21 protein-coding genes are annotated in these 26,944 nt (G+C 57.5%); 9 read left to right on the top strand and 12 right to left on the bottom strand.

Features of this window, described 5'->3' with window-relative positions; genetic code table 11:
• The first annotated feature begins 283 nt into the window (after nt 1-283).
• From aroD to Q3V30_RS03105, 6 genes are all read left to right on the top strand, one after another.
• Entirely contained in the window at nt 284-1,174 is an 891-nt protein-coding gene (aroD, locus tag Q3V30_RS03080; protein ID WP_306213050.1) for a type I 3-dehydroquinate dehydratase, read from the top strand.
• 161 nt (nt 1,175-1,335) lie between these two features.
• On the top strand, nt 1,336-2,097 hold the full coding sequence (idnO, locus tag Q3V30_RS03085) for a gluconate 5-dehydrogenase (RefSeq protein WP_306210352.1): 762 nt from the start codon (nt 1,336-1,338) through the stop codon (nt 2,095-2,097).
• A gap of 384 nt (nt 2,098-2,481) precedes the next feature.
• Nucleotides 2,482-3,378 (top strand): ABC transporter substrate-binding protein, encoded by an 897-nt coding sequence (locus tag Q3V30_RS03090; protein WP_306210355.1) that lies wholly within the window; start codon nt 2,482-2,484, stop codon nt 3,376-3,378.
• A complete protein-coding gene (locus Q3V30_RS03095) occupies nt 3,375-4,292 on the top strand; it encodes an amino acid ABC transporter permease (RefSeq protein ID WP_306210357.1) in 918 nt (305 codons plus the stop codon). The genes Q3V30_RS03090 and Q3V30_RS03095 overlap by 4 nt, the downstream gene beginning before the upstream one ends.
• Entirely contained in the window at nt 4,285-5,046 is a 762-nt protein-coding gene (locus Q3V30_RS03100) for an amino acid ABC transporter ATP-binding protein (RefSeq protein WP_306210358.1), read from the top strand. Before Q3V30_RS03095 ends, Q3V30_RS03100 begins: the two co-directional genes overlap by 8 nt.
• A gap of 26 nt (nt 5,047-5,072) precedes the next feature.
• The gene (locus Q3V30_RS03105; RefSeq protein ID WP_306210360.1) at nt 5,073-7,415 is read left to right on the top strand and encodes a molybdopterin-dependent oxidoreductase; all 2,343 of its coding nucleotides are present in this window, start codon (nt 5,073-5,075) and stop codon (nt 7,413-7,415) included.
• A gap of 110 nt (nt 7,416-7,525) precedes the next feature.
• On the opposite strand, the gene Q3V30_RS03110 is transcribed toward Q3V30_RS03105, so the two are convergent.
• From Q3V30_RS03110 to Q3V30_RS03120, 3 genes are read right to left on the bottom strand one after another with little or no spacing between them, the layout of a single operon-like run.
• Complete coding sequence (locus Q3V30_RS03110; RefSeq protein ID WP_306210362.1) at nt 7,526-8,887, bottom strand: MmgE/PrpD family protein; 1,362 nt, start codon at nt 8,885-8,887, stop codon at nt 7,526-7,528.
• The gene (locus Q3V30_RS03115; RefSeq protein WP_306210364.1) at nt 8,881-10,044 is read right to left on the bottom strand and encodes an amidohydrolase; all 1,164 of its coding nucleotides are present in this window, start codon (nt 10,042-10,044) and stop codon (nt 8,881-8,883) included. Before Q3V30_RS03115 ends, Q3V30_RS03110 begins: the two co-directional genes overlap by 7 nt.
• A complete protein-coding gene (locus tag Q3V30_RS03120) occupies nt 10,041-10,592 on the bottom strand; it encodes a GNAT family N-acetyltransferase (RefSeq protein WP_306210366.1) in 552 nt (183 codons plus the stop codon). The genes Q3V30_RS03115 and Q3V30_RS03120 overlap by 4 nt, the downstream gene beginning before the upstream one ends.
• Before the next feature lie 322 nt (nt 10,593-10,914).
• Here Q3V30_RS03120 and Q3V30_RS03125 point away from each other — a divergent pair, with 322 nt between their 5' ends.
• The gene (locus Q3V30_RS03125; RefSeq protein WP_306210368.1) at nt 10,915-11,985 is read left to right on the top strand and encodes an iron-containing alcohol dehydrogenase family protein; all 1,071 of its coding nucleotides are present in this window, start codon (nt 10,915-10,917) and stop codon (nt 11,983-11,985) included.
• Nucleotides 11,986-12,039: 54 nt separating this feature from the next.
• A complete protein-coding gene (locus Q3V30_RS03130; protein ID WP_306210370.1) occupies nt 12,040-13,341 on the top strand; it encodes an LLM class flavin-dependent oxidoreductase in 1,302 nt (433 codons plus the stop codon).
• 85 nt (nt 13,342-13,426) lie between these two features.
• On the opposite strand, the gene Q3V30_RS03135 is transcribed toward Q3V30_RS03130, so the two are convergent.
• Genes Q3V30_RS03135 through Q3V30_RS03150 form a run of 4 tightly spaced genes read right to left on the bottom strand, consistent with a single transcriptional unit; the run spans nt 13,427 to nt 17,070 of the window.
• Nucleotides 13,427-14,545, bottom strand: a complete 1,119-nt coding sequence (locus Q3V30_RS03135; protein WP_306210372.1) for an NAD(P)/FAD-dependent oxidoreductase — start codon at nt 14,543-14,545, stop codon at nt 13,427-13,429.
• Nucleotides 14,546-14,593: 48 nt separating this feature from the next.
• Complete coding sequence (locus Q3V30_RS03140) at nt 14,594-15,367, bottom strand: amino acid ABC transporter ATP-binding protein (RefSeq protein WP_306210374.1); 774 nt, start codon at nt 15,365-15,367, stop codon at nt 14,594-14,596.
• 1 nt (nt 15,368) lies between these two features.
• Nucleotides 15,369-16,181: an amino acid ABC transporter permease gene (locus Q3V30_RS03145; protein ID WP_306210376.1), complete on the bottom strand. Its 813-nt coding sequence runs from the start codon at nt 16,179-16,181 to the stop codon at nt 15,369-15,371.
• A gap of 58 nt (nt 16,182-16,239) precedes the next feature.
• The gene (locus tag Q3V30_RS03150) at nt 16,240-17,070 is read right to left on the bottom strand and encodes an ABC transporter substrate-binding protein (protein WP_306210378.1); all 831 of its coding nucleotides are present in this window, start codon (nt 17,068-17,070) and stop codon (nt 16,240-16,242) included.
• 202 nt (nt 17,071-17,272) lie between these two features.
• Between Q3V30_RS03150 and Q3V30_RS03155 the strand changes: the two genes are divergently transcribed.
• Nucleotides 17,273-18,355 carry a LacI family DNA-binding transcriptional regulator gene (locus tag Q3V30_RS03155; RefSeq protein WP_306210380.1) on the top strand — a complete coding sequence of 361 codons (1,083 nt, stop codon included), beginning with the start codon at nt 17,273-17,275 and terminating at the stop codon, nt 18,353-18,355.
• Here the strand turns inward: Q3V30_RS03155 and fucO are convergent.
• The 5 genes from fucO to opgB form a co-directional block, all read right to left on the bottom strand.
• Nucleotides 18,327-19,478, bottom strand: a complete 1,152-nt coding sequence (gene fucO / locus Q3V30_RS03160) for a lactaldehyde reductase (protein ID WP_306210381.1) — start codon at nt 19,476-19,478, stop codon at nt 18,327-18,329. The genes Q3V30_RS03155 and fucO overlap by 29 nt on opposite strands.
• Nucleotides 19,479-19,627: 149 nt before the next feature.
• On the bottom strand, nt 19,628-21,202 hold the full coding sequence (locus Q3V30_RS03165) for an APC family permease (protein ID WP_306210383.1): 1,575 nt from the start codon (nt 21,200-21,202) through the stop codon (nt 19,628-19,630).
• Nucleotides 21,203-21,526: 324 nt separating this feature from the next.
• Complete coding sequence (gene ampH, locus Q3V30_RS03170) at nt 21,527-22,720, bottom strand: D-alanyl-D-alanine-carboxypeptidase/endopeptidase AmpH (protein WP_306210385.1); 1,194 nt, start codon at nt 22,718-22,720, stop codon at nt 21,527-21,529.
• 143 nt (nt 22,721-22,863) lie between these two features.
• Nucleotides 22,864-24,435 (bottom strand): methyl-accepting chemotaxis protein, encoded by a 1,572-nt coding sequence (locus Q3V30_RS03175; RefSeq protein WP_306210387.1) that lies wholly within the window; start codon nt 24,433-24,435, stop codon nt 22,864-22,866.
• 107 nt (nt 24,436-24,542) lie between these two features.
• A complete protein-coding gene (gene opgB, locus Q3V30_RS03180; RefSeq protein ID WP_306210389.1) occupies nt 24,543-26,840 on the bottom strand; it encodes a phosphatidylglycerol--membrane-oligosaccharide glycerophosphotransferase in 2,298 nt (765 codons plus the stop codon).
• Between the last annotated feature and the right edge of the window lie 104 nt (nt 26,841-26,944).

Below are 26,944 nucleotides of genomic sequence, written 5' to 3' on the forward strand. Positions count from 1 at the left end.
AATTGTTTCGCCATAAAAATAAATATTCCCGCAGAGTGATTAATGACAGCGGAAACTGTGCAAACAATTTTGATCCGGTAGCGGGGCAGGAATTCTTAATAATCGTGGATGGGAAATTTGTTCCAGACAAAACAGCGGGATGCAGCTTGCGGATAACATCTGAACTATTAAGCTTGTCTATGATAAATATCAACTGCGCGTCAGTTAGCGAGCAGCAAATAGCCGGGAACCATAAAAAAGATTCGTAGCGGTTCCCGCATGGCGGAAGGAGTAAAGAGTGAATATGCGACATGCTGTTATTGCGATGGCGATGCTGCTGGGGGGAGAAAGCGGGGCGCTGCTCTCCTCATCAGTATGGGCAGCAGGCAGCGAGCCAGCCGTGACAGCAACGCCAAGGGAGGCAATACCGGTGAAGATAAAAAATACCGTAATCGGCCAGGGCGCGCCGAAAATTATTGTTCCCACCACGGGGAGCACGGTGGAGCAGGTACTGGCACAGGCTAAAGCTATTGGTGAAAACCCCAATGCAGATCTGATTGAATACCGCATTGACTACCTGGAGTTCGCCACCGATGCAGGCCGGGTCGCTGCTCTGGGAAAACAGATTGTGGCGGTGGCAAACGGCAAGCCGCTAATCCTGACGTTCCGAACCCAGCCAGAAGGCGGCAAGCGCAAAATCAGCGATCAAGAATATGGGGCACTGTACAAGGCGCTGATTAGCGCGCACTTTATCGATATCCTCGATGTGGAAATGTTCCGCCAGCCGGAAGTGGTGCAGCAGATCCTTGAGGCTGCCCATCGGGCCGGGATCAAAGTGGTGATCTCCAGCCATGACACCGAGAAAACCCCGGAAACGGCAGAGATGGTAGCGCGTCTCCGTAAGCAGGATCGGATGGGGGCAGACATCCTCAAAATTGCGGTGATGCCGCATGATGCAAAAGATGTGCTCAGGCTGCTGGATGCCACCAACCAGGTGCGCGAAAGCTACTCCCGCAAGCCGTTGCTGACGATGTCGATGGGCGGGCTGGGCGCAATCACGCGGCTCTCTGGCGAGGTGTTTGGTTCCGATCTCACCTTTGGTATGACCGGCGAGTCATCTGCGCCAGGCCAGATTGAGGCGAAGTCACTGCGTCAGGCACTGGAGACCGTTAACACCGCTATCAAAAGTGAATAACGTTCGCTGTACTTTGCTGACCGCCATCAAGGGTGAATAGCTTACGCTGTACTTTGCTGACCGCCTTAAAGATGAATACTTGCGCTGTACCCAACTGGCCGCTGACTCAGGTGCAGCAACGCGGTCGCGCGCTCAACCGACTGACACTCTGGAGAAAACCCATGACGCTTTTCAGCTTAGAGAACAAAAGGATCCTGGTGACCGGCGCGGCACAGGGCATCGGCTTTACCATGGCGCGCGGTCTGGCGCAGCACGGGGCTGAAATCATCATCAACGGCACCTCAGAAGAGCGCGCGGAAAGGGCGGCGGCAAAGCTGCGTGAGGAAGGTTTTATCGCGCATACGGCGGTGTTTAACGTTGCTGATCCGCAGGCGGTGGAAGCGGCAATTGAGAAGATTGAGACCACGGTCGGGCCGATCGACGTGCTGTTTAACAATGCCGGTATTCAGCGCCGTCACCCTTTTACCGAATTCCCGCTAAACGAGTGGAATGAGATTATTGCCACCAACCAGACCGGCGTGTTCCTGGTTTCTCAGGCGGTAGCGAAGCGGATGATCGCCCGTAACGCGGGCAAAATCGTCAATATCTGCTCCATGCAGAGCGAACTGGGGCGCGACACCATCACGCCCTACGCGGCAGCCAAGGGCGCGGTGAAAATGCTGACGCGCGGCATGTGCGTGGAGCTGGCCCGCTACAACATTCAGGTTAACGGCATCGCGCCGGGCTATTTCGACACGCCGATGACCAAACCGCTGGTGGAGAATCAGGAATTCAGCGACTGGCTCTGCAAACGCACGCCCGCCGCCCGCTGGGGCAACCCGGAAGAGCTGGTTGGCGCGGCGGTGTTTCTGTCATCGAAAGCCTCTGACTTTGTGAACGGGCATCTGCTGTTTGTCGATGGCGGTATGCTGGCCGCGGTTTAACTTTGCTTGTCTGAAACTAAACCGTGGCTTGCCACGGTTTAACTCTCACTCTGAAATCATGCCATGGCACGCTAATGCCACGCTGCCTGCGGTGTAATCCCCTCTCTGAAAGTCAGCCGTGGCGTGCTACGGCCACGCAATAACCTCTCCTCTCCCTGATAAACCCGCCCTAATCCTGGTTCTTATGCTGTGGATCGCCCGCAAGCCCTTACTGCTGCCTGCTTGCGCTAAATCCGGCAAAGCTTAGTTTTTTTTCACATTTGCCCTGGTTCCGCGGCTTCAGTGAGAATGAACCAGATGTAACAGCAAATCAGATCCGGCGGCATTTTGTTTTTCTGCTTTCACAGAGAGCAGAATTTTTATTTTTCAGGAGAAAGAGAGCACATGACATTATCTAAATGGCTGTTTTCAGCTCTGATGGTGGGCAGCCTGCCTGGCGCCTGGGCAGCAGAACAAAATGTTCCTACCGAAAGTACGCTGCATCTCTCAGCAGACAGCAAGCTGAAAAGCCAGCTCCCGGCCGACATCCTGAAGCGCGGTTATATTATCGCCGGGACCAACCCCAATACGCCGCCGACCACATTTTACAAAGAAGATAACCGCACGCTGGCAGGGCGTGAAATCGACATCATGAATGCCGTGGGCGAAAGGCTGGGCATTCCGGTGCACTGGCAGGATACCGGCGGCTTTGACAACATTATTCCCGGCCTGAAATCGGGGCGTTATGACGTGGCGCTGTCGAATATTAACGCCACCAAAGCGCGTCTCTCTCAGGTCGATTTCGTCGGCTATTACAATGCCTCTCGTCTTGGGATCATTGCCCCGAAAAGCGCTGACGTGAAGCCGTTCACCTCGCTGATGGCGGTCTGTGGCAAAACGGTGGGTGCCGGAGCTGGCACCACGCAGCTGACCCGTCTGGAGAGCGCCAGCAAAGAGTGTGAGGCCGCTGGCAAAGAACCCATTAAAACGGCGGTGTTCCCGGACCGTCCGGCGGGCGTACAGGCTGTGGTCAGCGGACGCGTGCCGATGTTCTTCGGCCCTTATGAAGGCCTGACTTATCAGGTCAGCCAGGTGCCCGTGCTGGCGCTACCGGGTCAGATCCACGTAGATGACGCGCCGGTGTCCGTGGCCTTTGCGAAAGAGTCGCCGCTGGAGCCCGCCGTGCAGGCTGCGCTGAATTCGCTGATCCAGGACGGCTCCTACCAGAAGATCCTCGATAAGTGGTCAATTGGCTTCGGCGCGGTGAAAGAAGCCAGACGTAATCAGGATATCTTCCAATGAGTACGAATTACGATCCCGACTCACTGCGCATCGTGGGCAAGCGCTACTATGGACGCTGGCTCGGTGCCGTTGTCGTGCTTTTACTGCTGGCGGCGGCGGTCAGCTCAATGGTGCACAACCCGCGTTTTGAGTGGCAGGTAATTGCCGACAGCTTTACTCAGGACTCCATCCTGCAGGGAGTGTTGATGACCCTGCAGCTGACGGCGATTTCCGTGATACTGGGCTTTACCGGCGGCACCGTGCTGGCGCTGATGCGCCTCTCTTCCAATCCGGTGCTGGTCAGCGTGAGCTGGGCCTACACCTGGTTCTTCCGCGGCGTGCCGATGCTGGTTCAGCTGTTTCTCTGGTACAACATCGCTGCGCTCTACCCTGAAATTTCGCTGTCGCTGCCTGGCGTCGGGGAGCTGTGGAGCACCTCTGCAAACTCTCTGATCAGCCCATTCAGCGCGGCGGTGATTGCACTGGTGATGCATCAGGCAGCCTATGCCGCAGAGATAGTGCGCGCGGGGATCCAGAGCGTAGGCAACGGCCAGTTGGAAGCCGCAAAAGCGCTGGGATATCGCCCCGCTGAAATCTTCCGCTATACCGTGCTTCCACAGGCGATGCGCGCCATTCTGCCGCCCGCCGGAAATGAGATTATTGGCCAGCTGAAAACTACCGCCGTGGTGTCGGTCATCGCTCTGCAGGATGTGCTGTTCTCGGCACAGATTATTTATCAGCGTACTTATCAGGTGATCCCGCTGCTGCTGGTGGCCACGCTCTGGTATCTGCTGATGACCTCGGTACTTTCCGTGGGGCAGTTCTACGTAGAGCGCTATTTTGCGCGCGGCGTGACGCGTAAAGAGAAGCGCGAGTGGTTTAAACGCAGGCCAGAAGTCTGTGTCGCAGAGCAGGGGAGAGTCAGTAATGGCTGAGGCTATTTCATTACGCAAAATCACTAAACGCTTTTCCGGCGTCACCATCCTTAACGGGATCGATCTGGATATCGCAGCCGGCTCGGTCACTACCATCCTCGGCCCTTCCGGGTCAGGCAAATCGACCCTGCTGCGCTGCATCAATCATCTGGAAAAGCTGGACGGTGGCACCATCCGCATCGGCGGTGCCCTGGTGGGCTATCAGCAGAAGGGGCAGCTGCTGCATGAACTCAGCAATAAGCAGATTGCTGCCCAGCGGAGCCGGATCGGCATGGTGTTCCAGCAGTTCAATCTGTTTCCTCACCGTACCGTGCTGCAAAACGTCATCGATGCGCCGGTGCGGGTGAAGAAGCTCAGCCGCCAGCAGGCGGAGAGCCGCGGGCTGGCGTTGCTGAAGCAGGTTGGTCTGGCGGGGCGGGAGCATGACTGGCCCCAGCAGCTTTCCGGCGGACAGCAGCAGCGCGTGGCGATTGCCCGTGCGCTGGCGATGGACCCGGACGTGATGCTGTTTGACGAGCCGACCTCCGCGCTGGATCCGGAGCTGGTGGGCGAGGTGCTACAGGTGATCAAACAGCTGGCGCACTCCGGCATCACCATGGTTATCGTGACCCATGAAATCGGCTTTGCCCGTGAAGTGGCAGATAACATCGTCTTTATGGAAGAGGGAAAAATTGTCGCCTCCGGGCCGACCTCCACCGTACTGGGCGAAGCGCAGAATCCGCGCGTCCGCCATTTTTTAGCCACGGTACTTTAACCGTCGCCAGTTAACCGGGAAATTCCATGACCGCAACCCGCGCTATGCACAGTTCGCACTGGGGGGCGTTCAGCGCCCTCAACGACAACGATGCGCTGCAGATCACCCCTTTTAGTGGCGATCCCGATCCCAGCCCTTTGCTGAAAAATTTCGAAAACGTGCTGCGTCATCCGATCCGACTGGCGACGCCAATGGTGCGTCGCGGCTGGCTTGAGAACGGGCCGGGGCCTGACGATCGTCGCGGCGCTGATGAATACATCGCCATTAGCTGGAAACAGGCTTACGGCCTGGCTGCCGCTGAGCTTAAGCGGGTGGCGGAGCTGGCCGGGCCTGAAGCCGTTTTTGGCGGCTCCTACGGCTGGTCCAGCGCCGGACGTTTTCATCATGCGCAGAGCCAGGTTCACCGCTTTCTCAACACCACTATTGGCGGCTACGTGCGGTCAGTGAACAGCTACAGCTCGGGGGCGGCTTCGGTGATCCTGCCGCATATCGTCGGCGACATGAATGAGATTGCGCGGCGCGGCGTGAGCTGGCAGGAGATTGCGCAGCACAGCGAGGTGGTGCTCTCCTTTGGCGGCCTGGCGCTGAAAAATTCCCAGGTAGCCAGCGGCGGCCTCAGCGAGCACACTGAACGTGGCTATATGCAGCAGGCGGCCAGACGCGGCGCGCGTTTTATCTCCGTCAGCCCGCTGGCGAGCGATCTTCCTGACGAGGCACAGGGCGAATGGCTCGCCATCCGGCCGGGGACAGATGCGGCGCTGATGCTGGCCCTGCTGCAGATCCTGTGGCAACGAAAGTGGAGCGACGAAGCGTTTCTGGCTGACTACTGCGTGGGCTGGGACGCGCTGGTGGCTTATCTTAACGGAGAGCAGGACGGCCAGCGACGCGACGCGGTCTGGGCCGCCGCAATCTGTGGTGTTCCGGCTGAGCGCATAGAGGCGCTGGCGGAGCAGCTGCATGGGCGGCGGGTTATCGTCAGCGTGGCGCACTCTTTGCAGCGGGCAGAGCATGGCGAACAGCCCGTCTGGCTGGGGCTGGTGCTGGCCGCCGCGCTGGGTCAGCTGGGCCTGCCCGGCGGCGGTTACGCCTATGCGCTGGGTGCGCTGGGCCATTACGGCAAGCAGCATAACCTGGTGTCTTTTCCCGCGCTGCCGCAGGGGCAGAACGGTATTGACCGGCTGATCCCGGTGGCCCGCATCGCCGACATGCTGCTGCATCCGGGCGAAAAATTTCACTATAACGGCCGCACGCTGACCTACCCGAAGATCAAACTGGCCTGGTGGGCGGGCGGCAATCCGTTTCATCATCATCAGGATCTGGCGCGGCTGCGCAGAGCATTCAGCAGGCTGGATACGCTGATTGTGCATGAAATTGCCTGGACCGCCACGGCCCGCCATGCCGATCTGGTGCTGCCCGCGACGCTGACGCTGGAACGTGAGGATGTGGGCGGCGCGCCGACTGACCGGCATCTGATTGCCATGCAGCGCGTGGCCCAGCCTTACGGCGAGGCGAAGGATGATTACAGCATCTTCAGCGAGCTGGCGCGCCGGCTGGGCAAAGAGCAGGCGTTTACCGAAGGCCGCAGCGCCCGGGAGTGGCAGGCGCATCTCTATCTTCAGCTCCAGGAGAAACTGGAACTTCAGGGCGTTACCGTGCCTGACTTCGACGCCTTCTGGCAGCAGGGGGTGCTTGAACTGCCGCAGAGTGATGATGCAGGCAGGCTGATGCGCAACTTCCGTCAGGATCCGCAACGCCATCCGCTGCCCACGCCCAGCGGCAAAATCGAGATTTACTCCGCCAGGCTTGCAAGCTTTGATTACGCGGACTGTCCGGGGCATCCGGTCTGGCTGGCGCCCGTGCAGCAGCCCGATGCAGAGCACCCTTTTTACCTGATCGCTAATCAGCCCGCTTCCCGCCTGCACAGCCAGCTGGACTTTGGCAGTTTCAGCGTCAGCGAAAAGCGCGGCGGGCGTGAAGTCTGCCGTATGCATCCCCGGGATGCGCAGCAGCAGGGGATTGCGGAAGGCGACACGGTAGAAATCACTAACCAGCGCGGAACGGTGCTGGCAAGCGTAACGCTGAGCGAGAAAGTCAGAACGGGCGTGGTGCAGCTACCGACCGGTGCCTGGTACGATCCGATCGATCCTCTGGCCGAAAAGCCGATCTGCCGTCACGGCAATCCCAACGTGCTGACGCTGGATATCGGCACTTCCTCTCTGAGCCAGGGCTGCACCGGGCAGATTACCGTGGTGCAGATCCAACGCTATCAGGGCGATCCGCCGGAGGTGAGGGCCTTTGAGCCGCCGGTAATCAGTGATGGACGACAGGCACAGAAGCCGACAGGCTCGCTGCTGAAGCCTGAAGCCTGAAGCCTGAAGCCTGAAGCCTGAAGCCTGAAGCCTGAAGCCTGAAGCCTGAAGCCTGAAGCCTGAAGCCTGAAGCCGAACGCGACGCTCAGGCTTCAGGCCACTGCTTAACTTTATTGCGGTGCGGGATAAAGCGCAGCCGTCAGGATCGCCACAAGGCGGGGCAGCGCTTCCGGCGTTTCCAGTCGGCAGAGCGTGGCAATCTCTGCTACTTCCGCAGCAGATGCGCTGCGCAGGCAGCTGCGCAGCTTCATCCGCAGATCTACCGGTTCAGCCAGGCTCTCTTTTCGCGTCATCCTGCAGCTCAGCGTTTCGCCTTCACGGAACCAGATCGTCACCCGATGAAAGCGAGCCGCGGGATCAAGCTCGTCCGGCGGTGCCGAGAGATCGGGGCAACGCTGCACGCGTTCCGCCAGGCTGGCAATCACAGGGTTGACCGGCCCCTCCGCCACATCTTCCAGCGCCACCCCGTCAAAGAGCAGGCAGGAAGCGATCACATATTCCAGACTGAAGCGCGCTTCCGTGCCGTTAGCGGGATGCGTCACCGAGGCGGCAATATCGCCACCGGGCGGAAAGGCGACGTCAATCCGGCTGATAGCGTCAACCATCTTCTCCACGCTCTGCTGAAAACGAGGCAGCGCCTGGTGGCGTAAACGGCGCGCAACGTCGGCGGCAGTATGCGTTCCGCCACAGGTCGCATAGGGCTTGAACTCCAGGCCGGGCGAGACGATCCGCCACGGTGCTCCCCACTGCTCTACCAGGCGCGACGCGTTGCTCTGCTCGCCGCAGCAGGCCAGCAGAAAAGCGTCAATCACTCCCTGTTGCTGTCCGGTGAAGCCCGCCAGCGTCAGCCGCCCGGCCAGCACGGCGTTTTGCGCCGCCAGTCCGGCATGCAGCGGCTTGGTCGCTGAACCGAACTGCGCACGCAGGCCGCTGGCCTGAGTCGCGGCAATGCCCAGCAGGGTTGCCGTCTGCTCCTCGCTGGCCTGCACCAGACGGGCTACGGCAGCGGCTGCCGCCAGCGTGCCCAGCGTGGCGGTATTGTGAAAGCCGGCCTGATAGTGGCGCTGCGTGGCGGCCAGACCCAGTCTGCCTGCCATCTCCACGCCGACAGCACAGGCATCCAGCAGGGCATCAGCATCCGGCTGCACCTCTGCCGCCAGCGCCAGTAGCGCAGGCAGGATCACCGTGCCCGGGTGCCCGCGAAAATCAGGATGAAAATCATCATAGTCCAGCGCATGACCGGCATAGCCCAGCAGCAGGGCGCGGGTCTGCGCATCCCTGGCCTGACAAACGCTGCGAAGCGACACTAATCCGCTCTCCCTGACCTCACCTCGCAGCACCGGCAGCGTTACCGCTACATAATCCAGTACGCCAGCCCTGGCCCGCTCGCGGGCTTCGCTCCCCGGCTGGCTGGTGACTATCAGCCGGGCCAGCTGGCGGGTGATATCCTCATCAACGGCGCTGGTCAACATGGTTCCGCCTGACTGAGCTTTTCCAGTGCTCTTACTGCCAGCTTCGCCAGATAATCAGCCGTGGGGAACAGCGCACGGTCATCTACGCGAAATTCGGGATGATGCAGGGCGAACGGCCCGCCGGAACCAACCATCAAAAAAGCGCCCGGAAGCTTTTGCTGATAGAAGGCAAAGTCTTCACCAATCGGGCTGGCTTCCACCACTCTGGCCTCAAAGCCTGCCTGCGGCGCCTGCGCCAGCGCAAACTCCACCCAGGCGGGATCGTTGATCACCGAGGGCGGTCCCGGCTGCCAGTCGAGCTGGATGCTGGCGGCAAAGGCGTCGCCCAGGCCCTGCACCACCTGGCGAAAACGCTGCTCAATCTTTTCTCTCGCCGTCTGGCTGAACGTTCTTACCGTTCCCTCCAGCCAGGCGCTCTCCGGGATCACGTTCCAGGTGGTGCCGCTGTGGATCTGGGTGATCGACACCACGGCATTCTCATTTGACGGCACGTTGCGGCTGATCACCGTCTGCAATGTGCCGATCAACTCTCCGGCGATGACGATCGGATCGTTGCTTTCATGCGGCCTGGCCGCGTGGCTGCCGGTACCCGAAATGGTCAGGGTAAAGCGATCGACGCCTGCGGTGAGCGCACCGCCTTTACTGCCAATTACGCCCACCGGCAACGTAGGATCGTTATGGATACCGAAGATCGCCTCTGCCTGATCCAGTGCGCCGGTGGCCAGAAGATCGGGCGCGCCCATGCCGGTTTCCTCGGCGGCCTGAAACAGGATCCGCACCCGGCCAGGCAGAGTGGCTTCACGCTGCCTGAGAAGAATGGCCGCGCCCAGGGCTGCCGAAGCATGAAAATCATGGCCGCAGGCGTGCATCACGCCGGGATTCTCCGAGCTGAACGGCACGCCCGATTTCTCCTCTATGGGCAGGGCATCGATATCGGCGCGCAGCACAATCAGCGGGCCGGTTGCTATACCCACTTCCGCCACCAGCCCGGTCGCCAGCGGCAGATCCAGAATGCGAATCTGCTGCTCTTGCAGCGCGGCGCGAATTCTGGCTGTGGTCTTAAATTCCTGGTTTGAAAGTTCCGGATGGCGGTGCAGCTCATGGCGAAATGCCTGGATGCTGGCGGCAAGTGGCTGATGCGCTTCGCTGATCTTCATAGATTTTCCTGGCGGGTTGCGGGCGGAGCTAATTTCTCAAGCCACAGCTGGTGGGCGGCCTCGTCGAGGATCTTTTTCATGTAGAGGGTGATATGGCCTTTACCTAAATTGGTCTGATGCATCGCCGTGAATCCGCGCTGGAGATACATTTCCTTAAGCCAGGGATGGCTGACGGCGGTACCCAGGGAGACGGCGGGCGCTTTTAACTGCCCGCGCAGAATATGCTCCTCAACCCAGGCGAGCAGAATGCGGCCATAGTGTTGTCCGCTAAAAGCCGGATCGGTACCAAACCAGCCGATGTGCGGCAGGCCAAACGGGCCAGGCAGCGGCCCCCACGGGTAGCGCAGCGTCAGGGAGCTGACGAGCTGGTCCCCGGCGAACAGCCCGTAAACGCCGTGCTGCTGAAGATGGCGGCTGACGCGATCAAGATCGGCGGTGGCGGCATCAAAATGGATCCCCAGTTCGCGTATCGGCGCATAGGCGGACAGCATCAGGGCTAAATAGGCATGACGATCGTCCAGCGTCAGCTGACGGAATTGCAGGTTCATGCTGGGTTCCCCTGAAAAATAATAATGTTATAAACAGTTCCGCTTTTATTTATTCAACGCGCAATTGGTAAACGTTCAGAATAATCATGCCGCTTTTGAAATTGTTACAGCAAGCTATTTATGGGCTTAGCTTTTATTTGCATAAGGACTTGCAAATTTGTCGTAAAGGATAGGAAAAGCTTGATTGCTTCTGCTCTTTTCTTTGTAGCATGATGAAAGAACAGCCTCTGTTTGTGCAGAAGATAAAGAATTTTTATTAACGTCATTATTTTCAGAGCGAAGTTCAGACGGTTCCACGCAGAATAAATTAAAAGGTTAAAGCGTGTTTTCAATAAAATCACCCAAACGTTATTTGCAGCTTCCCGGTATTTGTGCGCGGGCCGGGGAATTAATTTCGCCGCTTTCCACCCATGTTTTTATTATTTCCAGCCCGGCCGCCTGGCGGGCAGTAAATCCTGAGCTGGAAAAGAGCCTGTCGGCAGCCGGGATACGTTTTGAGCTTGCGCTGTTGACCTCCGAGTGTACCGAGGCGGCAATAGCAGAGCTGACAGCCCAGATCCTGCACCAGGGCGCTTCATTAGTGCTGGGCATTGGCGGCGGCCGCGTGCTGGATGCCGCCAAAGCGGCAGGCAATGCCGTAGAAAAGGTGGCGGTCGTTACCCTGCCAACGCTGGCAGCCACCTGTGCAGCCTGGTCGCCCCTTAGCATTCTTTATACTGCCGACGGCGCGCATCAACGCAGCCAGCCCTTACAACGGATGCCGGAGCTGGTGCTGGTGGACAGCGAGGTCATTGCCCGCAGCGACGTGCGTTATCTTAAAGCGGGCATCGTTGATGCACTGGCGAAATGGTATGAATTCCAGCCTTATCAGCAGAAAAATCCCGATAACCTGGCGCTTAATCTCAAAGCGTTAATGGCTCGCCAGGCCGTTGAACTGTTTGAGAAATGGGGCGCGCAGGCAGTGCAGGATAATCAGCATGGCAGGGTGACACTGGCGCTTAACAAGGTCATTGAGGGTTGTATCGTGCTTGCAGGCATGGCCAACAGCATTCGCGATGCCGATCCCACGCCGGGATTTGCGCACGCCATCCACAACCGTCTGACCCGACAGCCAGAATTACATGACTGGCTGCATGGCGAAAAAGTCGGCTTCAGCCTGCTGGTGCAGTCGCTGATGCAGCAGCCGGACGGCAAGCCAGAGGCCGGTCTGCTGGCGCTGCTTCGCCAGTATGGCGCACCGCTGACGCTGGCTCCGCTGACGGGCGACCGGCATCAGGCGATCGGCGCTATCGCCCGTGAAGTGAAGTTCTCTGCCGAAAACGCCACCCGCCTGCCGTTTGATACCTCTGCCGGGGCGCTGGAAAAAGCGCTGCTGGCGACGGAAATCGGTTAATCCTTTTCTTTGCGCAGGCCGGTGAGCAGGCGCAGCAACTTTTCAGGACATCTTATGCAACCTTCCGCATCCCGCCAGCTTCGTCTCGGCCTGTTTGTTCAGCCTTTAGGGCAGCACGTCAGCGGCTGGCGACTCACCTCTCAGCTGGGTTCGCCGACCGATATCGCATGGCTGACAGAAATCGCCCAAAAGGCCGAAGCTGGCCTGTTTGATATGTTTTTCGTGGGGGATGCGCTGGCGACCAGCGTACACCGGCTGCCTTCAACCATGGCGCGCCTTGAGCCGCTGACGCTGCTGGCCGCGCTGGCGGTCTCTACCCGGCATATCGGCCTGGCGGCGACCGCCTCCACCACCTTCAGCGATCCCTTTACCCTGGCGCGCAGTTTCTCCTCCATCGACCATATCAGCCGGGGCCGGGCGGCCTGGAACGTGGTGACCTCATTCTCCACCGACGTGGCACGTAATTTCAGCCGCGACGATATGCCAGGCCATGCTGAACGCTACGCCAAAGCTCGCGAGTTCCTTGAGGTCTCCTTCAAGCTCTGGGAAGCCTGGGAAGAGGGCGCGGTGCAGCCGGATGCCGCCAGCGGCAGCTATTTTGTGGATGATAAAATCAAGGCGATAAACCATCGGGGTGAGCATTATCAGGTACAGGGACCGCTGAACATCTCCCGTTCGCCGCAGGGCCGGCCGGTGATTATCGAAGCGGGATCTTCTGAGGATGGTCAGGCGCTGGCCGCCGCAACGGCGGAAGTGGTCTTTACCGCCTCTGCCAGCCTCGAAGAGGGACAAACCTTTTACCGATCGCAGAAGCAGCAGGTTAAAGAGGCGGGGCGTAACCCTGATCATCTGCTGATTTTGCCTGGCGTGATGCCGATTGTGGGGCGCACGCTGGAGGAGGCGAAAGCGACCTGGAAAGCGCTGAACTCGCTGGTGGATATTGAAAACGGACTTCGCCAGCTCTCGGCGAGATTCGGCATGGATCTGAGCCAGCTTCCGCTCGATGGGCCGGTCCCTGATGCGCCGCAAGGTGAGGGCAATCAGAGCCGTGTGAAGCTGTTTACCGAGATGGCGAAGCGCGACAATCTTACGCTGCGCGAGCTGGCTGCTGTAGCCGCTGGCTCACGTGGGCATCGTGTGGTGGTGGGCACCGCCAAAGAGATAGCCGATGATTTTCAGCAGTGGCTTGAGCAGGAAGGCGCGGATGGCTTCAATATCATGCCTGCCACGGTACCGGATCAGCTCGACCTCTTTATTGAGCTGGTGGTGCCGGAGCTTCAGCGACGTGGTTTGTTCCGCGAGCGCTATCAGTTTAAGACCCTGCGGGAAAATCTGGGTCTGCCTGACTATAACTGATCCTTTTCTCTGCCGCTCCCAGACCATTTTCATGACTTAGCAAGGCGTGAGGGACGTCACCTCGTAAAGAGATGACGTCCGGCGATCAGAAGCGTTCGGCGCGGAACTCCTCGAGCATAGGATGTTTCTCCCCACTGATAATTTCCCCGGCCAGCAGTTCACCCACAATCAACCCCAGCGTGGCGCCGGAATGGGTGAAAGCCACAAAGCAGCCGGGTACTTTCTCCAGCTCACCCAGCACCGGATTTCCATCACCGGGAATGGGCTTCAGGCCGGTTTTCCATCCGGCGGCTTTCAGCGGAGGATTTCCGGCCAGCAGCTTAGCGGATTCTGCCATCAGCTCTGTGATAACTGCCTCCGGGATTTGATAGCGGCCATCCGCATCCTGTGTGAACTGCGCCTCGTACCAGTCATGATCCATTACCAGCGTGTTGCCAGGATTAGGGCGGACGGCGGCGCGCGGCGTGTTCAGCACCGCTTTCAGACCATGTTCCAGCGGTTCGCTGGTCACCAGCATTGAGACTGGCGATCCGTTTGGAATAGTCACGCCAAGCGGCTTCACCACTTCCGGCGTGTATGGTCCGCAGGCTACCACCACTACGTCGGCAGTAAAGTCGCCCGCTTTCGCGGTTGAGACGCCACAGGCGTTGCCAGCCCGATCCGTTTTAACGGCAGCCTTACCCGCCTGTTCAACCCATTTCCCGCCGCCAGCCTGAAACCCGGTCAGTAAAAAGTCGATCAGATGCGGCAGGCTAACCCAGCCTTCGCCAGGGTTAAAGATGGCCGTGTCGGCCATCGCCTCACGGGCGATGTTCGGCGTGAAGCGGTCAATGGTCTGCGGCCCGGTCAGGGTTGAGTCGTAACCGAGAGCGGTTTCATAAGCGTGACGCGCCTGGCTGCCCGCGTCGTCGTTCTTGCTCCAGCAGAGTCCGCCGTCAAAGCGCAGCCAGCCGCAGTCAGGCTGTCGGGCGAAAAGCGTGCGGTAGCGGTCAATGCCCGCCATGCGTAAATTGTGATAGGCAAATGAGCGCTCCCCCGCAGAGTTAAGCCAGGCCAGGGAGCGACCGGAAGCGCCGGAAGCCCTTTCTGCCTCAGTAACCAGCGTAACCTCTGCCCCCTGGCGCAGCAGGTGGGTCGCGATTGATACGCCCATCACGCCGCCGCCGATCACCACTACGTTTTTTGTCGATGCGTTTACAGCCATAAAACAGATTCCTTCTCGGTGAGAATAAGATAATTGCCCGCTTCAGGATCAGAGCACTTCAGAGAGAAACTGGCGCAGTCGGGCGGACTGGGGCCGGTCAAAAATTTCGCCGGGCGTGCCGCTTTCCACGATTTCGCCCTCGTCCATAAACACCACCTGATCTGCCACCTTGCGGGCAAAACCCATCTCATGAGTCACTACCACCATAGTCATTCCTCGCTGGCAGAGATCCGCCATCAGGGTCAGTACGCCCTTCACCAGCTCAGGGTCTAGGGCCGAGGTGGCCTCATCAAACAGCATCACTTCCGGATCCATCGCCAGCGCGCGGGCAATCGCCACACGCTGCTGCTGGCCGCCGGAGAGATCGCGCGGGCGATGGTCGGCACGGGCGGTCAGACCGACCTCTTCCAGCCGGTCAGCGGCAACCCCGAAAGCACGCTTTTTTGATAATCCCTTGATTTTCCAAGGCGCCAGCGCCACGTTTTGCAGCGCGCTGTGGTCGGGAAACAGATTGAAGTGCTGGAAAACCATGCCAATACGCAGGCGTAGCGCATCCGGTTTATCTTTTAACACCGAACGTCCGGCCAGCAGCACGTCGCCCGCTTTCGGTTCATGCAGGCGATTGATGCCGCGTAACAGCGTCGATTTGCCCGACCCGGAAGGGCCGATAATGCAGGTGGTGGTGCCTGGCGCAACGTGAAAAGAGACGTTGCGCAGCACTTCGATATCGCCATAGGCCAGCGTCAGCCCACGCAGCTCAAGGCTGGCGCCGTGGAACGCTCTCTCCTCAGCCAGCTCTGTGGTCGTTGCAGCATTCAACATATTATTGTCCTCTCTCGGGCGTGAGGTGTGAGGCGGCCCCGGTGGCCAGCGCGTTACGCTGCTGTACCTCCTGCACTTCTTTCAATCCGCTCTGCGGCGCGCTGGCCTTGCGTCGCCCGGTTCGGTAGCGGGCATCAACAAAGTTCACCAGATGGGTCATGGGTACGGTGATCATCAGGTAGAACAGCCCTGCCAGCATCAGCGGCGAGAGATTGCCGGTCAGCACGGCGGCATCCTGGCCGACGCGAAACAGCTCCCGCTCGTTAACCATCAGACCCAGCAGATAGACCAGCGAGGAGTCTTTAATGATGGCAATAAACTGATTCACCACCGCCGGAAGTACACGGCGGATCCCCTGTGGAATAACGATCAGGCTCATGGCCCGCGCATAGCTCATACCGAGTGCGCGGCACGCTTCCAGCTGCCCCCGCTCCACGCTTTGAATGCCGGAACGGAAAATTTCACCCATATAAGCGCTGGCGATCAGGCTCAGCGCGAAGATCCCTAACGGATAGGGACTGGGGCCGAAAATCTGATAGCTGAAGCGGGCGAAGCCCTGGCCAATCAGCAGAATGGTCAGAATGGAAGGCAGCCCGCGAAACAGGTCGGTATAGAGGCGTGCCGGAATACGTAGCCAGCGGGAAGGGGAGATGCCCATCAGCGCCAGCACCAGGCCAATCGTGGTCCCCATGACGGTGGCACACAGCGAAATAATCAGCGTATTGATCAGGCCCGTTCCCAGCAGCTGCGGCAGAACCTGTAGCATTGAGGGAAAATCGAAAAACGTTCTTCTCAGGATCTCGATAATATCCATAGTCTGGACTCTCTTTCTTATCCGGCACGCCAGGCGCGCCGTTGGCTAAAGGGGAGCCTCAGGATTGCGAGGTCTGTTCAGTCACTGGAAGATACTGTTTCGGCATCGGCGAGCCGGGGAACCACTTCTCATAGAGGCGCTTCCAGGTACCATCCTGCATCGATGCTTTGATGGCCTTATCCAGCGCGGCCTTAAACGCCCCTTTGTTTTTAGCAATAGCGAACCCGGCTGGCGCATCAAAGGAGGGGATATCGGCGGCATGGCGCAGGCCGTAGCGATCGGCATAGCTTTTAGCCGCCTCATAATCCAGGAATACCGCGTCTACCGTGCCGTTATTCATTGCCGAGATAGCGGCGTTGTTATCGGGGAAGCGCACAATATCGGTCTGCGTGAAATGATCGACTGCGTAACTCTCCTGAAGCGTGCCCTGAACAACCGCCAGCCTGTGTTTCGCCAGCGTATCAACATTGCTGACGCCGGAAGTCTTGGTGGTGAGCACGGTCAGATAGCCAGCCAGGTAGCCGGAGGAGAAATCCACTGTCTGCTGGCGGGCTTTGGTAATGCCGATGGCGGCAACGCCAGCGTCATACTGGCCATTCGCCACGGCGGGCAGAATGCCGGCAAAATCCTGGCCGATAAAATCCACCTTCTGGATCCCCAGCCGGTGAGCCACGTCAGTAAAGAACTCGACGTCGAAGCCGGTAAACTGGCCACTGGCATCGGTGAACGTGTAGGGTTTGGCATCGCCCAGGCTGGCAACCCGCAGGTGTCCCGGCTCAATCAAACCATAAGGATTATCGTTACTGGCCGCCGAAGCAGCGCTGGTAAAGAGAGTGACTGCCGCGAGCAGCGAGGCGGCCAGAGCGATCAGGGGTTTATGCGATTTCATAGTCGGTCCGTTTTTATTGGGGTTAACATCAACGACTATTGAGAGCGGGGTCGGTTTATGCTTATGAGACCGGTCTCAATGCAGGTGGCTGAAGGGCGACAGGGTGGTTGTGAGACCGGTCTCAAATCAGCTATAGTGATAGTAGACACAGCCGGTAAATGTCGTCAATCTTCTGTAACCCAACTTGTGATTCGAAATTATTATGACCAGAGCAGCGTTAAGGGCAAAAGCCCCCACCATCACCGATGTTGCCCGCGAGGCGAACGTTTCAAAAGCTCAGGCTGCACGGGCATTGGGGGGGTATGGCTCGGTGAGCGAAGAGGTCGCAACGCGGGTTAATGCGGCGGCGGAGAAACTGGGCTATCGCCCGAACGAGCTGGCGAGGAGCATGAATACTGGTCGTTCTAACACGCTTGGCGTGATTGTAGGCGATATTGAAAACCCACATTTCGGTCTGGCGCTGCGGGGCATCTCCGATGTGGCGCGGCTGGCGGGCTATCATGTGCTTCTCAGCAACAGCGATGAGAAGGCAGAGATTGAACAGGAGGCGGTAAGAGTCATGCTGGATAAGCGTGTCGATGGCATCATCGTTGCGCCCTGTAGCTCTGCCGCCGGGCAGAATCCCCATCTTGCACAGGTGCTGGCGAACGGCTGCGCGCTGACGCTGTTTGATCGCGCTGTTTCTGACCTGGAAGTAGAGGTGATCAGCGTTGATTTTACGGCTGCTGCGCTTGAGGCAACCCAGGAGCTGCTTGAGCTGGGGCACCGCCGCATTGCCTACGTTACCAGCATGCAGTGTAACGGTGCCTATTGTCGTCCGGAGGATTTAGGGTTAACGCCAGTAGCCCAACGAGTAGCCGGTATGGAACTGGCATTTCGCCAGGCGGATCTCGCTTTCCAGCCGGAGTTAATCAAAACGAATGCGCTTGATGATGCCGCTATTGGCAAGATTGTTGGTGAGCTGTTCGACTGCGGAGAGCCGCCTACAGCGGTGATCGCTTCAGACAGCCTGATCGCCCAGTCGTTGATGCGCGAGTTTGCACTGCGAGGCTTACGCATTCCCCAGGATCTGTCGTTTGTGATGTACGACAATTTCCCCTGGACTGAAATTGTCTCGCCGCCGCTTTCGGTCATTGAGCAGCCAGTTTATGAAATGGGCCGGGAAGCCGCCCGGCGTATCATTTCACAGATCCGTGGCGACACCGCCGGCCCGCAGCCCGTTTTTACCACGCGCTACATCCGCAGAGGCTCGGTGGTCAGTAAAGCTGGCGATAAAGCTCGGTGATCTCCGCCAGGGTCGCCTCGCGGGGATTGCCACCGGTGCAGACATCGTCCAGCGCGGCCTGCGCCAGGGCGGGAATATCTTCCTCTTTCATCCCTACATCGCGCAGCCTGGCGGGAATACCTACGTCCGCAGAGAGCTGTTTTACGGCCTGCACGGCGGCGGCGCGCACTTCATTCAGGTTCATGCCGCAGACTCTGCCCACGCCCATTGCGCGGGCGATATCCCGGTATTTTTCCCCGGTGAACTCCGCATTCCACGCCATAACGTGCGGCAGGATGATGGCGTTAGCCACGCCATGAGGGACATTGTAAAACGCGCCCAGCGGGTGCGCCATGCCGTGCACCAGCCCCAGCCCGACGTTAGAGAAGCCCATGCCAGCGATATACTGGCCGAGCGCCATATCCTCCACGCCTTTCGCCTCCCCGGCAACGGAAGCCCGCAGCGAGCGGTTAATGATCTGAATCGCTTTCAGGTGCAGCGCATCAGTAAGTTCCCACGCGCCTTTGGTGATATAGCCTTCAATGGCATGCGTCAGCGCATCAATGCCGGTGGCGGCTTTCAGGGCGGGCGGCATGCTCGCCATCATCTCTGCATCAATAATCGCCAGAATGGGGATAGCGTGCGGATCCACGCAGACAAATTTGCGGCGCTTCTCTTCGTCGGTGATCACATAATTGATGGTGACTTCGGCGGCCGTTCCGGCAGTGGTGGGGAGGGCGATAATCGGCACGCAGGCGTTGCGGGTTGGCGCAACCCCTTCCAGACTTCGCACGTCAGCGAACTCCGGGTTATTAATAATGATGCCAATGGCTTTGGCGGTATCCTGCGGCGAGCCGCCGCCGACGGCAATCAGGTAGTCCGCGCCTGATTTTTTGAACAGCTCCACGCCTTGCTGCACGGTGGCGATGGTGGGATTGGGCACCACCTCGTCATAAATCATAAAAGGGAGCTGGTGCTTCGCCAGCAGGGCGGTGACTTTCTCGACCACGCCCGCTTTAATCAGGGTTTTATCTGTTACCAGTAATGCTTTTTTAAAGTTTCGTTTCGTCACTTCCTCCACGATTTGCGAAAGCGAACCGGTGCCAAACCAGGCGGTTTCATTCAATACCATTCTGTGTTGCATATTTGCTCCTGCGTAAAGTTTTTATATTTTTTAAAGAGAGGCCGCAGGAAATATGCGCAGGATTAAGCGGAGGAAGTATTGATAAAGATCACTCCGGGACGAGATTCCCCGTCCCGGAGTGATTACCCGGCGAAAGCGCTGATACCGGATTAGTTGCCAGGCGCGTCCATGATCTCCTCATCATCGGTAATCTCGGGAACGGACAGACTGGCCGACACGCCCCAGTAATAACAGGCCAGGGAGGCTACCACTACCAGCACCATATCGACAGGAGAGCTGAGCGCATTGATGCCGCCAAAGGTGCCGAGATAAGAAAGGATAAGGACAACAACATAATAAACCAGCAGCCACCATGCGCACTGCAGGTCACGGCCGGAGGTATCGGACTTTTTGCCGAACACTGCATAGCCTACCCAGGCCAGCAGCAGAATCGGGATCAGGATTTCGTTTACTGACCAGCCGCTCCAGTAAATCAGCAGCGTACTGGCAGCAAAGGCCAGCGGGCTGAGCACTGCAGCAACTGGCAGGCGGAAGGGACGAGTCATGCCCGGCAAATGACGACGAAATGCGCCAAGGGTGACAGGCCCGGGCATATAGGTGAATACCGTGGCGGAGGTCACGGCACCAATCAGCCCACCCCAGACCTGAAACTCAGATGGCAACGTCCAGGCGATCGACAGGATCAGCGACAGCCAAAGCGCCCCGCGAGGCACCCCAGATTTGGCATCCACTTTGCCAAAGATTTTAAACAGGTGTCCATTGCGCGCCCAGGCAAACAGCACGCGGCTGGCACCCGCCAGATAGATATTGCCGGTTCCGGCGGGAGAGATAACGGCATCCACCAGGATCAAATTAATCAGCCAGGTGATGCCCAGGCTACGTGCCAAATCGGCATAGGGTGACTGAAAGACTTTCTTCAATCCATCCCAACCATTCGCGGAAAGCGCTTCAGAAGGCACGGCGCCCATAAAAGCATATTGCAGGGCGATGTAAATCACAAAGCTCACCGCGATGGCAATGATGATTGACAGAGGCACGTTACGCTGCGGATTTTTGGCTTCGCCGGCAAAGTCCACGGCCTGCCGGAAGCCCAGATAGGCGAATACGATGCCAGCGCCAGTCAGAGAGGTGAAGATGCCGTGCGCGCCACCAGGCGGCGGCGGCGGAACATTCAGGTTTGCGCCGTTATAGTAGAGAAACAGCGTACCGATGGTCAGCAGCGGGACGATAAATTTAAACGTAGTAACAATGGTGTTCACCCGGCCGAAAAAGCTCACGCTCCAGTAGTTCAGCAGGAAGAAGCCCACCAGCAGCAGGATTTGTACGGTAAAGCCTAAGGCAGTCGGACCGCCATCGCTGTTACTGACAGCAGGCCACCAGTATTGCGCATACTGACGTACCGCCTCCACTTCTACCCCAGCCGTGCTGGTATAAGCCAGCAGCGAACTGACGCCGATTACAAAGCCGACAACGTTACCGTGGGAGAAGTTGGGATAGCGCACAAAGCCACCAGCACGCGGGATCGCGGCGGAGAGTTCCGCAAAGACCAGCCCAATCATCAGCACGATAATGGCGCCCAGGATCCAGGCCCAGCCAGTTTGTGCGCCAGCATAACCGGAACTGGTCAACGCGGCATACAACCAACCAGAGCCGATCATTGACCCGATCCCCAGCAAGCTGAGATCGAGCAGTCCTAATTTTTGTTTAAATGCACCTTTAGCCATATACCCTCGTGTTGTGATGTCAGAGCTTATTGAGAACACCCTGTATTGGTAATAGCTAAAGAAAGCATATTCTGTGCCAGAAGAAATAACGGTGTGTGACGAAATGAATATTAAGAGAGTTAACAGGGGTTACGGCGGAGAGAATTTCGAGTGACTCACAAAGGGGATAAAAAACGAAATAACCATGAATGTCAGCGGGCCTTGAGAGTGCATGTTGCACTCTGGCGATCCTTTATTTAATAATTATCATGGATATTTACATAATGATATAATTGGCTGCTTCCGGAGCGGTTAACGCTTATTCCGCTCCGCTGAATTGCTCAGTTAATTAGCCATAATACTTGCCGCAAGCTGCGCGCTGTCCGGCGTATTGCCAATCAGCTCTGTCAGCAGATTATTCACGCCATCGCTCATGGGCGTGAAACGGGTCTGCGCCGAGCGGGTCACCACAATAAATACGCCCACGCTGTACTGCGGCACCATCGCCATATAGGTAATAAAGCCGCCGCCGCCGCCGGTTTTCTGAATAATTCCCGGCCGCCCACCTTGCGGAGCCATATAAACCCATCCCATCCCCAGCGCAGAAGCTTTGCCCGGTACATCCATACCGATAACCCTGGTCAGCTGGTCACGCTGATAAATCATGGTCTGAATTCGGTCTGCCTGTGTAGTGCGCGGGTGCACGTCAGAAGAGAGGAACTGCTGCATCCAGCGGCCCATATCGTCCGGGGTGGAGTAGATACCGCCGCTGCCAATCGCCGCCAGCGTATTCATGCACGGGCTTGCGCCTTTTTCCGCCACCATCAGGCGACCGCACTGATCGGGGGAGGGGGTAAAGGTGGTGTCTTTCATCCCCAGCGGGCGGGTAATTTCACGCTGCAACAGCGTGGGATAAGGAACGCCAGCGGCTTTAGAGAGCGCATCGCCCAGCAGGTCAAACGCCAGGTTCGAATACGCGGCCTGCGTGCCCGGCGCGGCTTTCAGATGCGCGCTCTGCAGCCAGTTCCAGCGCTGGCTGTAGGTTGGCCAGACAAACACCGGGCGATGCGGCTTTCCGCCCGGCTGTTCCCGAGGCAGTCCGCTGGTGTGGGTGGCAAGATTAATCAGACGAATAGTCTGCCCGGCATAAGTGGGTACGCTGCTGCGCGAGGGAGCATATTTACTCAGCGGATCGTCAAGCCTTACCACACCCTGCTCAGAGAGTTTGACTAACAGCTCGCTGGTCAGCAATTTCGTCAGGCTGGCGATACGGATAACGGAATCTTTTTGCGGGCGAACCTTACTGCCCGGACGGATAACGCCCTGGCTGGCAAAGACGCGCTGGTTGGCATCAATGGCCACTATCGCCATGCCGGTCGCTTTGGTGTTATAGAAGATGTTCTGCGCGTAGCGATCAACAATCTGGGACGCAAGCAGCGGATCGGGGGCGGTTCGTGCGGCCATCACGCTGAGCGGAGTCACCACAACGAGCAGGGCCAGCAAACGGTGAAGAATGGGTTTCAACGTGCGTACATCCATCTGAATCAGGCTTAAGATAATTCGTATAGTAATCTGTTTTATACCGGCTTCCAAAGGCATCGGTACGGTTTTTTTTGCACTTAAGCATGAGATGCACAAACGGCCGTTTCGGCCGTTTGTTAACGCTTTTATACCTGACTGACTCAGACTGGTGAGTAGTGCGTGTCGTTTACCTTGAAGACGCTGATCGCCAGCGAGAGCTGTTCAGCCTGCTCCTGCAACGACTGAGCTGCCGCCGCAGACTGGTTCACCAGAGAGGCGTTCTGCTGCGTCACCTGGTCCATCTGGTTGATAGCCGTGCTGATTTCAACAATACCGGTGCTCTGTTCTGAGCTGGCAATGGAAATCTCGCCCATAATGGACGTCACGCTTTTCACGCTGTTCAATACCTCATCCATGGTGGTGCCCGCTTTAGCAACCTGCCTGCCGCCTTCATCCACCTTGGCCACGGAGTCCTGAATCAGCTGCGCAATCTCTTTCGCCGCTGAAGCGGAGCGTTGTGCCAGGCTGCGCACTTCGGAGGCCACCACAGCAAAACCACGACCCTGTTCGCCGGCACGCGCCGCTTCTACCGCTGCGTTCAGTGCCAGAATATTGGTCTGGAAGGCGATGCCGTCAATCACGCTGATAATATCGACAATCTTCCGGGAAGAGCTGTTGATCATATCCATGGTGCTGACCACCTGTTTCACCGCGTCACCGCTCTGGATCGCCACTTTAGAGGCAAGTGCGGCCAGTTCGTTAGCCTGACGGGCATTATCCGCATTCTGCTTCACGGTGGAGGTCATCTGTTCCATCGCGGAGGCGGTCTCTTCCAGTGAGCTGGCCTGCTGCTCAGTACGGGAAGAAAGATCCATGTTACCGGCAGAGATCTCGCTGGAGGCGGTGTGGATCAGGTCGGTACCGGAACGGACTTCAGTAACGATACGCAGCAGGTTCTCATTCATGTTCTGCAGGGCCTGCATCAGCTGACCGGTTTCATCGGTAGAGCTGACGCGGATCACGGTGCGCAGATCGCCCGCCGCCACGTTTTCAGCAATGGTCACGGCTTCACGCAGCGGACGCACGATAGAGCGGGTCAGGAAGAAGCCCAGCAGGATCGCAGCGACCACGGCAAGCGCAGAGAAGATTAAGGTGATCTGAATGGCGGTATTGCCTTCAGTATTGGCCACCGCGCCTTCCGCCATCAGCTGGCTGGACTGGGAGTCAGCAAATTTGGCTGCCAGATTCAGAAAGTTATTTTGCGAAGGGGTCATTTTCTGCAGAGCAAAGGCCGCCGCGTCATCGGCGTTGCCCGCACGGATCATGGCAATCAGCTCCGTTTTGGCATTTTCAAAAACCTGAGCCGCTTCGGTAACGGCCTGGATTTTCTTTTTACCTACGGCAGTTGTCTGCAACTGAGCAATTTTATCAATGGCCAGCGTGGTTTTCTTCGTTGCGTCGTCAAGCTGACCGTAACGCTTGACGTTATATTGTGGACGCGTGGTATCGATCACCATCCCGCGAAGATATTTAATCTGTTCATTTACGCCATCGCGCACGTCAAAGGCCAGGCGGACTTTAACGTAACGGTCGCTAACGATACTGTCTACTGCGGTGTTGATATTGTTGATTTTCAATATTGCGGTTGCGCTCACGATGATCAAAAGCAGGATCACCAAACTGAACGCTGCGCCGAGGCGAACCCCGACCTTCATATTTTTCACAGATGCCATCACATGTTTCCCTCTGAAAATAGGGCTTGCTGTTTACGCCCCTCGAAGCCCAGTAAATCGGCAGCGGGGGCGAAAACTTGATGAATATCTGTGAAGCAGTTCGCAATTTATTCGGTGGCGGTGACCTGCAGGCTCACCAGGCCGATCCCCAGTTTACGGGCAGCAAAACCGTCCACCGCGCCTTCGGCGGTCTCTTCCGGTGCGGGTGGCTGGATCTCAATGGTTCTGGCCTGTGCCCGATTAGTGAAATGCACTTTGACCGTGGTGTCGCCATTGCTGAAGGTAATCTTATGGATCATATCCCCCACTTTGATGCTGAACGGCTGCTGGCTGTTTTTGCCGAATGCCCGCGCGATCAGCGTCAGATCAAAGCTGGCTGGCAGCGGTTCCAGATACTGCACGGTGACCACAGGAAGCAGATTGGCATCGGACCAGCGTCCGCCCCAGGGTTCGATAAAGGATAAGCCGGTCACTTTTTGCACCTGCTCAGGCAGGCCCGGGAGCCCAAACAGAATGCGGTCAGCGGTGTAACGGAGGTCATCGTCGCCAATGCGCAGCCGCGTTACCGCCTGCTGGTAGCGATCGTCGCTCTGCGTGCCGGTCTGGCTGAAGGTTGCTTTGCCCTGCGTGAGGCCGGGTTTAACCTGCTGGATCTGTGGCGGAGAGTTCAGCGTTCCTTGCGCTATGCAGAGGTTCGGGTTCAGCTCCAGCTTCTTATCCCAGACGTCGCCCATCTTAAAGCAGCGATCGATCCAGACAAATTTCTCGTCGGGCGCAAATTTTGCCAGCTGCTGTTTCAGCGGCGCCGCCAGATAAACATCAAACTTTGGCTCAATTTTATTGGGCATCACGGAGAGCAGCAGCGGCAGCTTGAAGTGCACGCCAGAGAAGCTGAAGGTGTTCTTGTCGGTATCAATTTCGTAATCTGAAATAACCTTCGGGAAATTCCACAGTTTGATGACGTCCGGCTTCCACTCGTTGATTTTCTCTTTGATATTAAGATAGGTGGCCGCCAGCGAAGTTGAGGAGAGGCTGCTGCGCCCCAGACCAATAAAGTTGTCGCCACCCATCGCATCCAGCACGGTTGCGCCATTATCCAGCGTGCTGCGTTTAACCGGGATCACTTTACTGCTGACATTATCCCCGCGCACCATAAAGAACAGGTCGCTGCGGTCATGCTGGTTGAGGTATTTGTAAGCGGTATTGTTCATCGCCAGATGGTCGGAGCTGACCACAATAATGGTGTTTTTAAAGTAAGGCGTAGCCTGAATGCGCTGGATCAGGCGCGCAATATGCTCCTGGCTGCAGGCCACGGCGGCGAACGATTTATTGGCCTGACCCTCATACGGGTAATCTTTGCGCTGGCAGCTGCGCGAGATAAAGCCGTCAGGATGATGGGTATCGACGGTGAGTGCAAACAACGAGAAAGGGCGGTTCTTACGAGCCAGCTCAAGATACTTATCAAACACCACATCCAGCAGCGTGTCGTCGTACCATCCCCAGTCGTTGCGGTAGCTCTGGTCTTTCACCACGTTTTTCAGCTCGTTCAGGCCATAAAGATGATCAAAACCGTGGGAAGAGAGAAACAGATCCTTACCGGCAAAGCTCAGGCTGGCGCCCTGGTAAAAGTAGTTCTGATAACCGGACGACTTCAGGATATCGCCCAGGCAGACGTTTTGCGGATAAAAAGTGGAGAGCGAGCTGGAGGCGTTGCCATCAAAGGGGGCAAACAGTGGAATACCGCATTGCGAAGCCACCATGCCGGCAATGGTGTATTCCGTACCGGGTAGCTGTTCCGTATTACTGAAGTCAAAGGCGTTGTTTTTGATCTGGCTCAGCTCCGGTGCCAGGCCCGGAAACGCTTTTTCATCAAAATAGGTGCGTTCAAGGCTCTCCGCATAGATATAGACCAGATTAGGTTTATCGCCCTGAATCTGTTTTCCCGGCACTTTATAATGGGTGTAGAAGTCGGAGTTCCCTTTGCCTACCTGCGATTTAATCAGGCTGGCAACCTGCTGATAGGCGGGAGTGGTATTAATTGAACCCAGCGCCAGCAGCACCGCCAGCAGACTGTAGAACTGACTGGTACGATGCCCTTTGCGCAGGCGCAAAACCCAGGATAAAAATATGAACAGCAGCACCAGCATCACAATAAGGCCAGCCGCAGGCAGAATATATTTACTGACGCCTGCACCGCTCAGGCTGCTGGTAATGGTGTAAATAACCGCGTCGTTAATTCCTTCACCGGTAAAATAATTACTCGCCAGCAAAGAGGCATTAAGAATGATATAGATGCCTAAAAACAACAAAATGGCGGTAAACCAAAGTTTGTTCCTTCCCGCTTTCCAGGTGTAAAGCGTCACTGAAGCAATAAACAGTACCAGCGAAAGTAATTCTGAACCCATAAGTTGTTTTTATCCTCAACCTGGCGCGATCCCCGTCCTGTGCCGGTGAAAGGGGGAAGATCTGCGCGGAATAAGCCAATTTAGCGCAGCGAATTATCCCTGGC

Origin of the sequence: Erwinia pyri, from assembly GCF_030758455.1 — a bacterium.
Lineage (GTDB): Bacteria > Pseudomonadota > Gammaproteobacteria > Enterobacterales > Enterobacteriaceae > Erwinia > Erwinia pyri.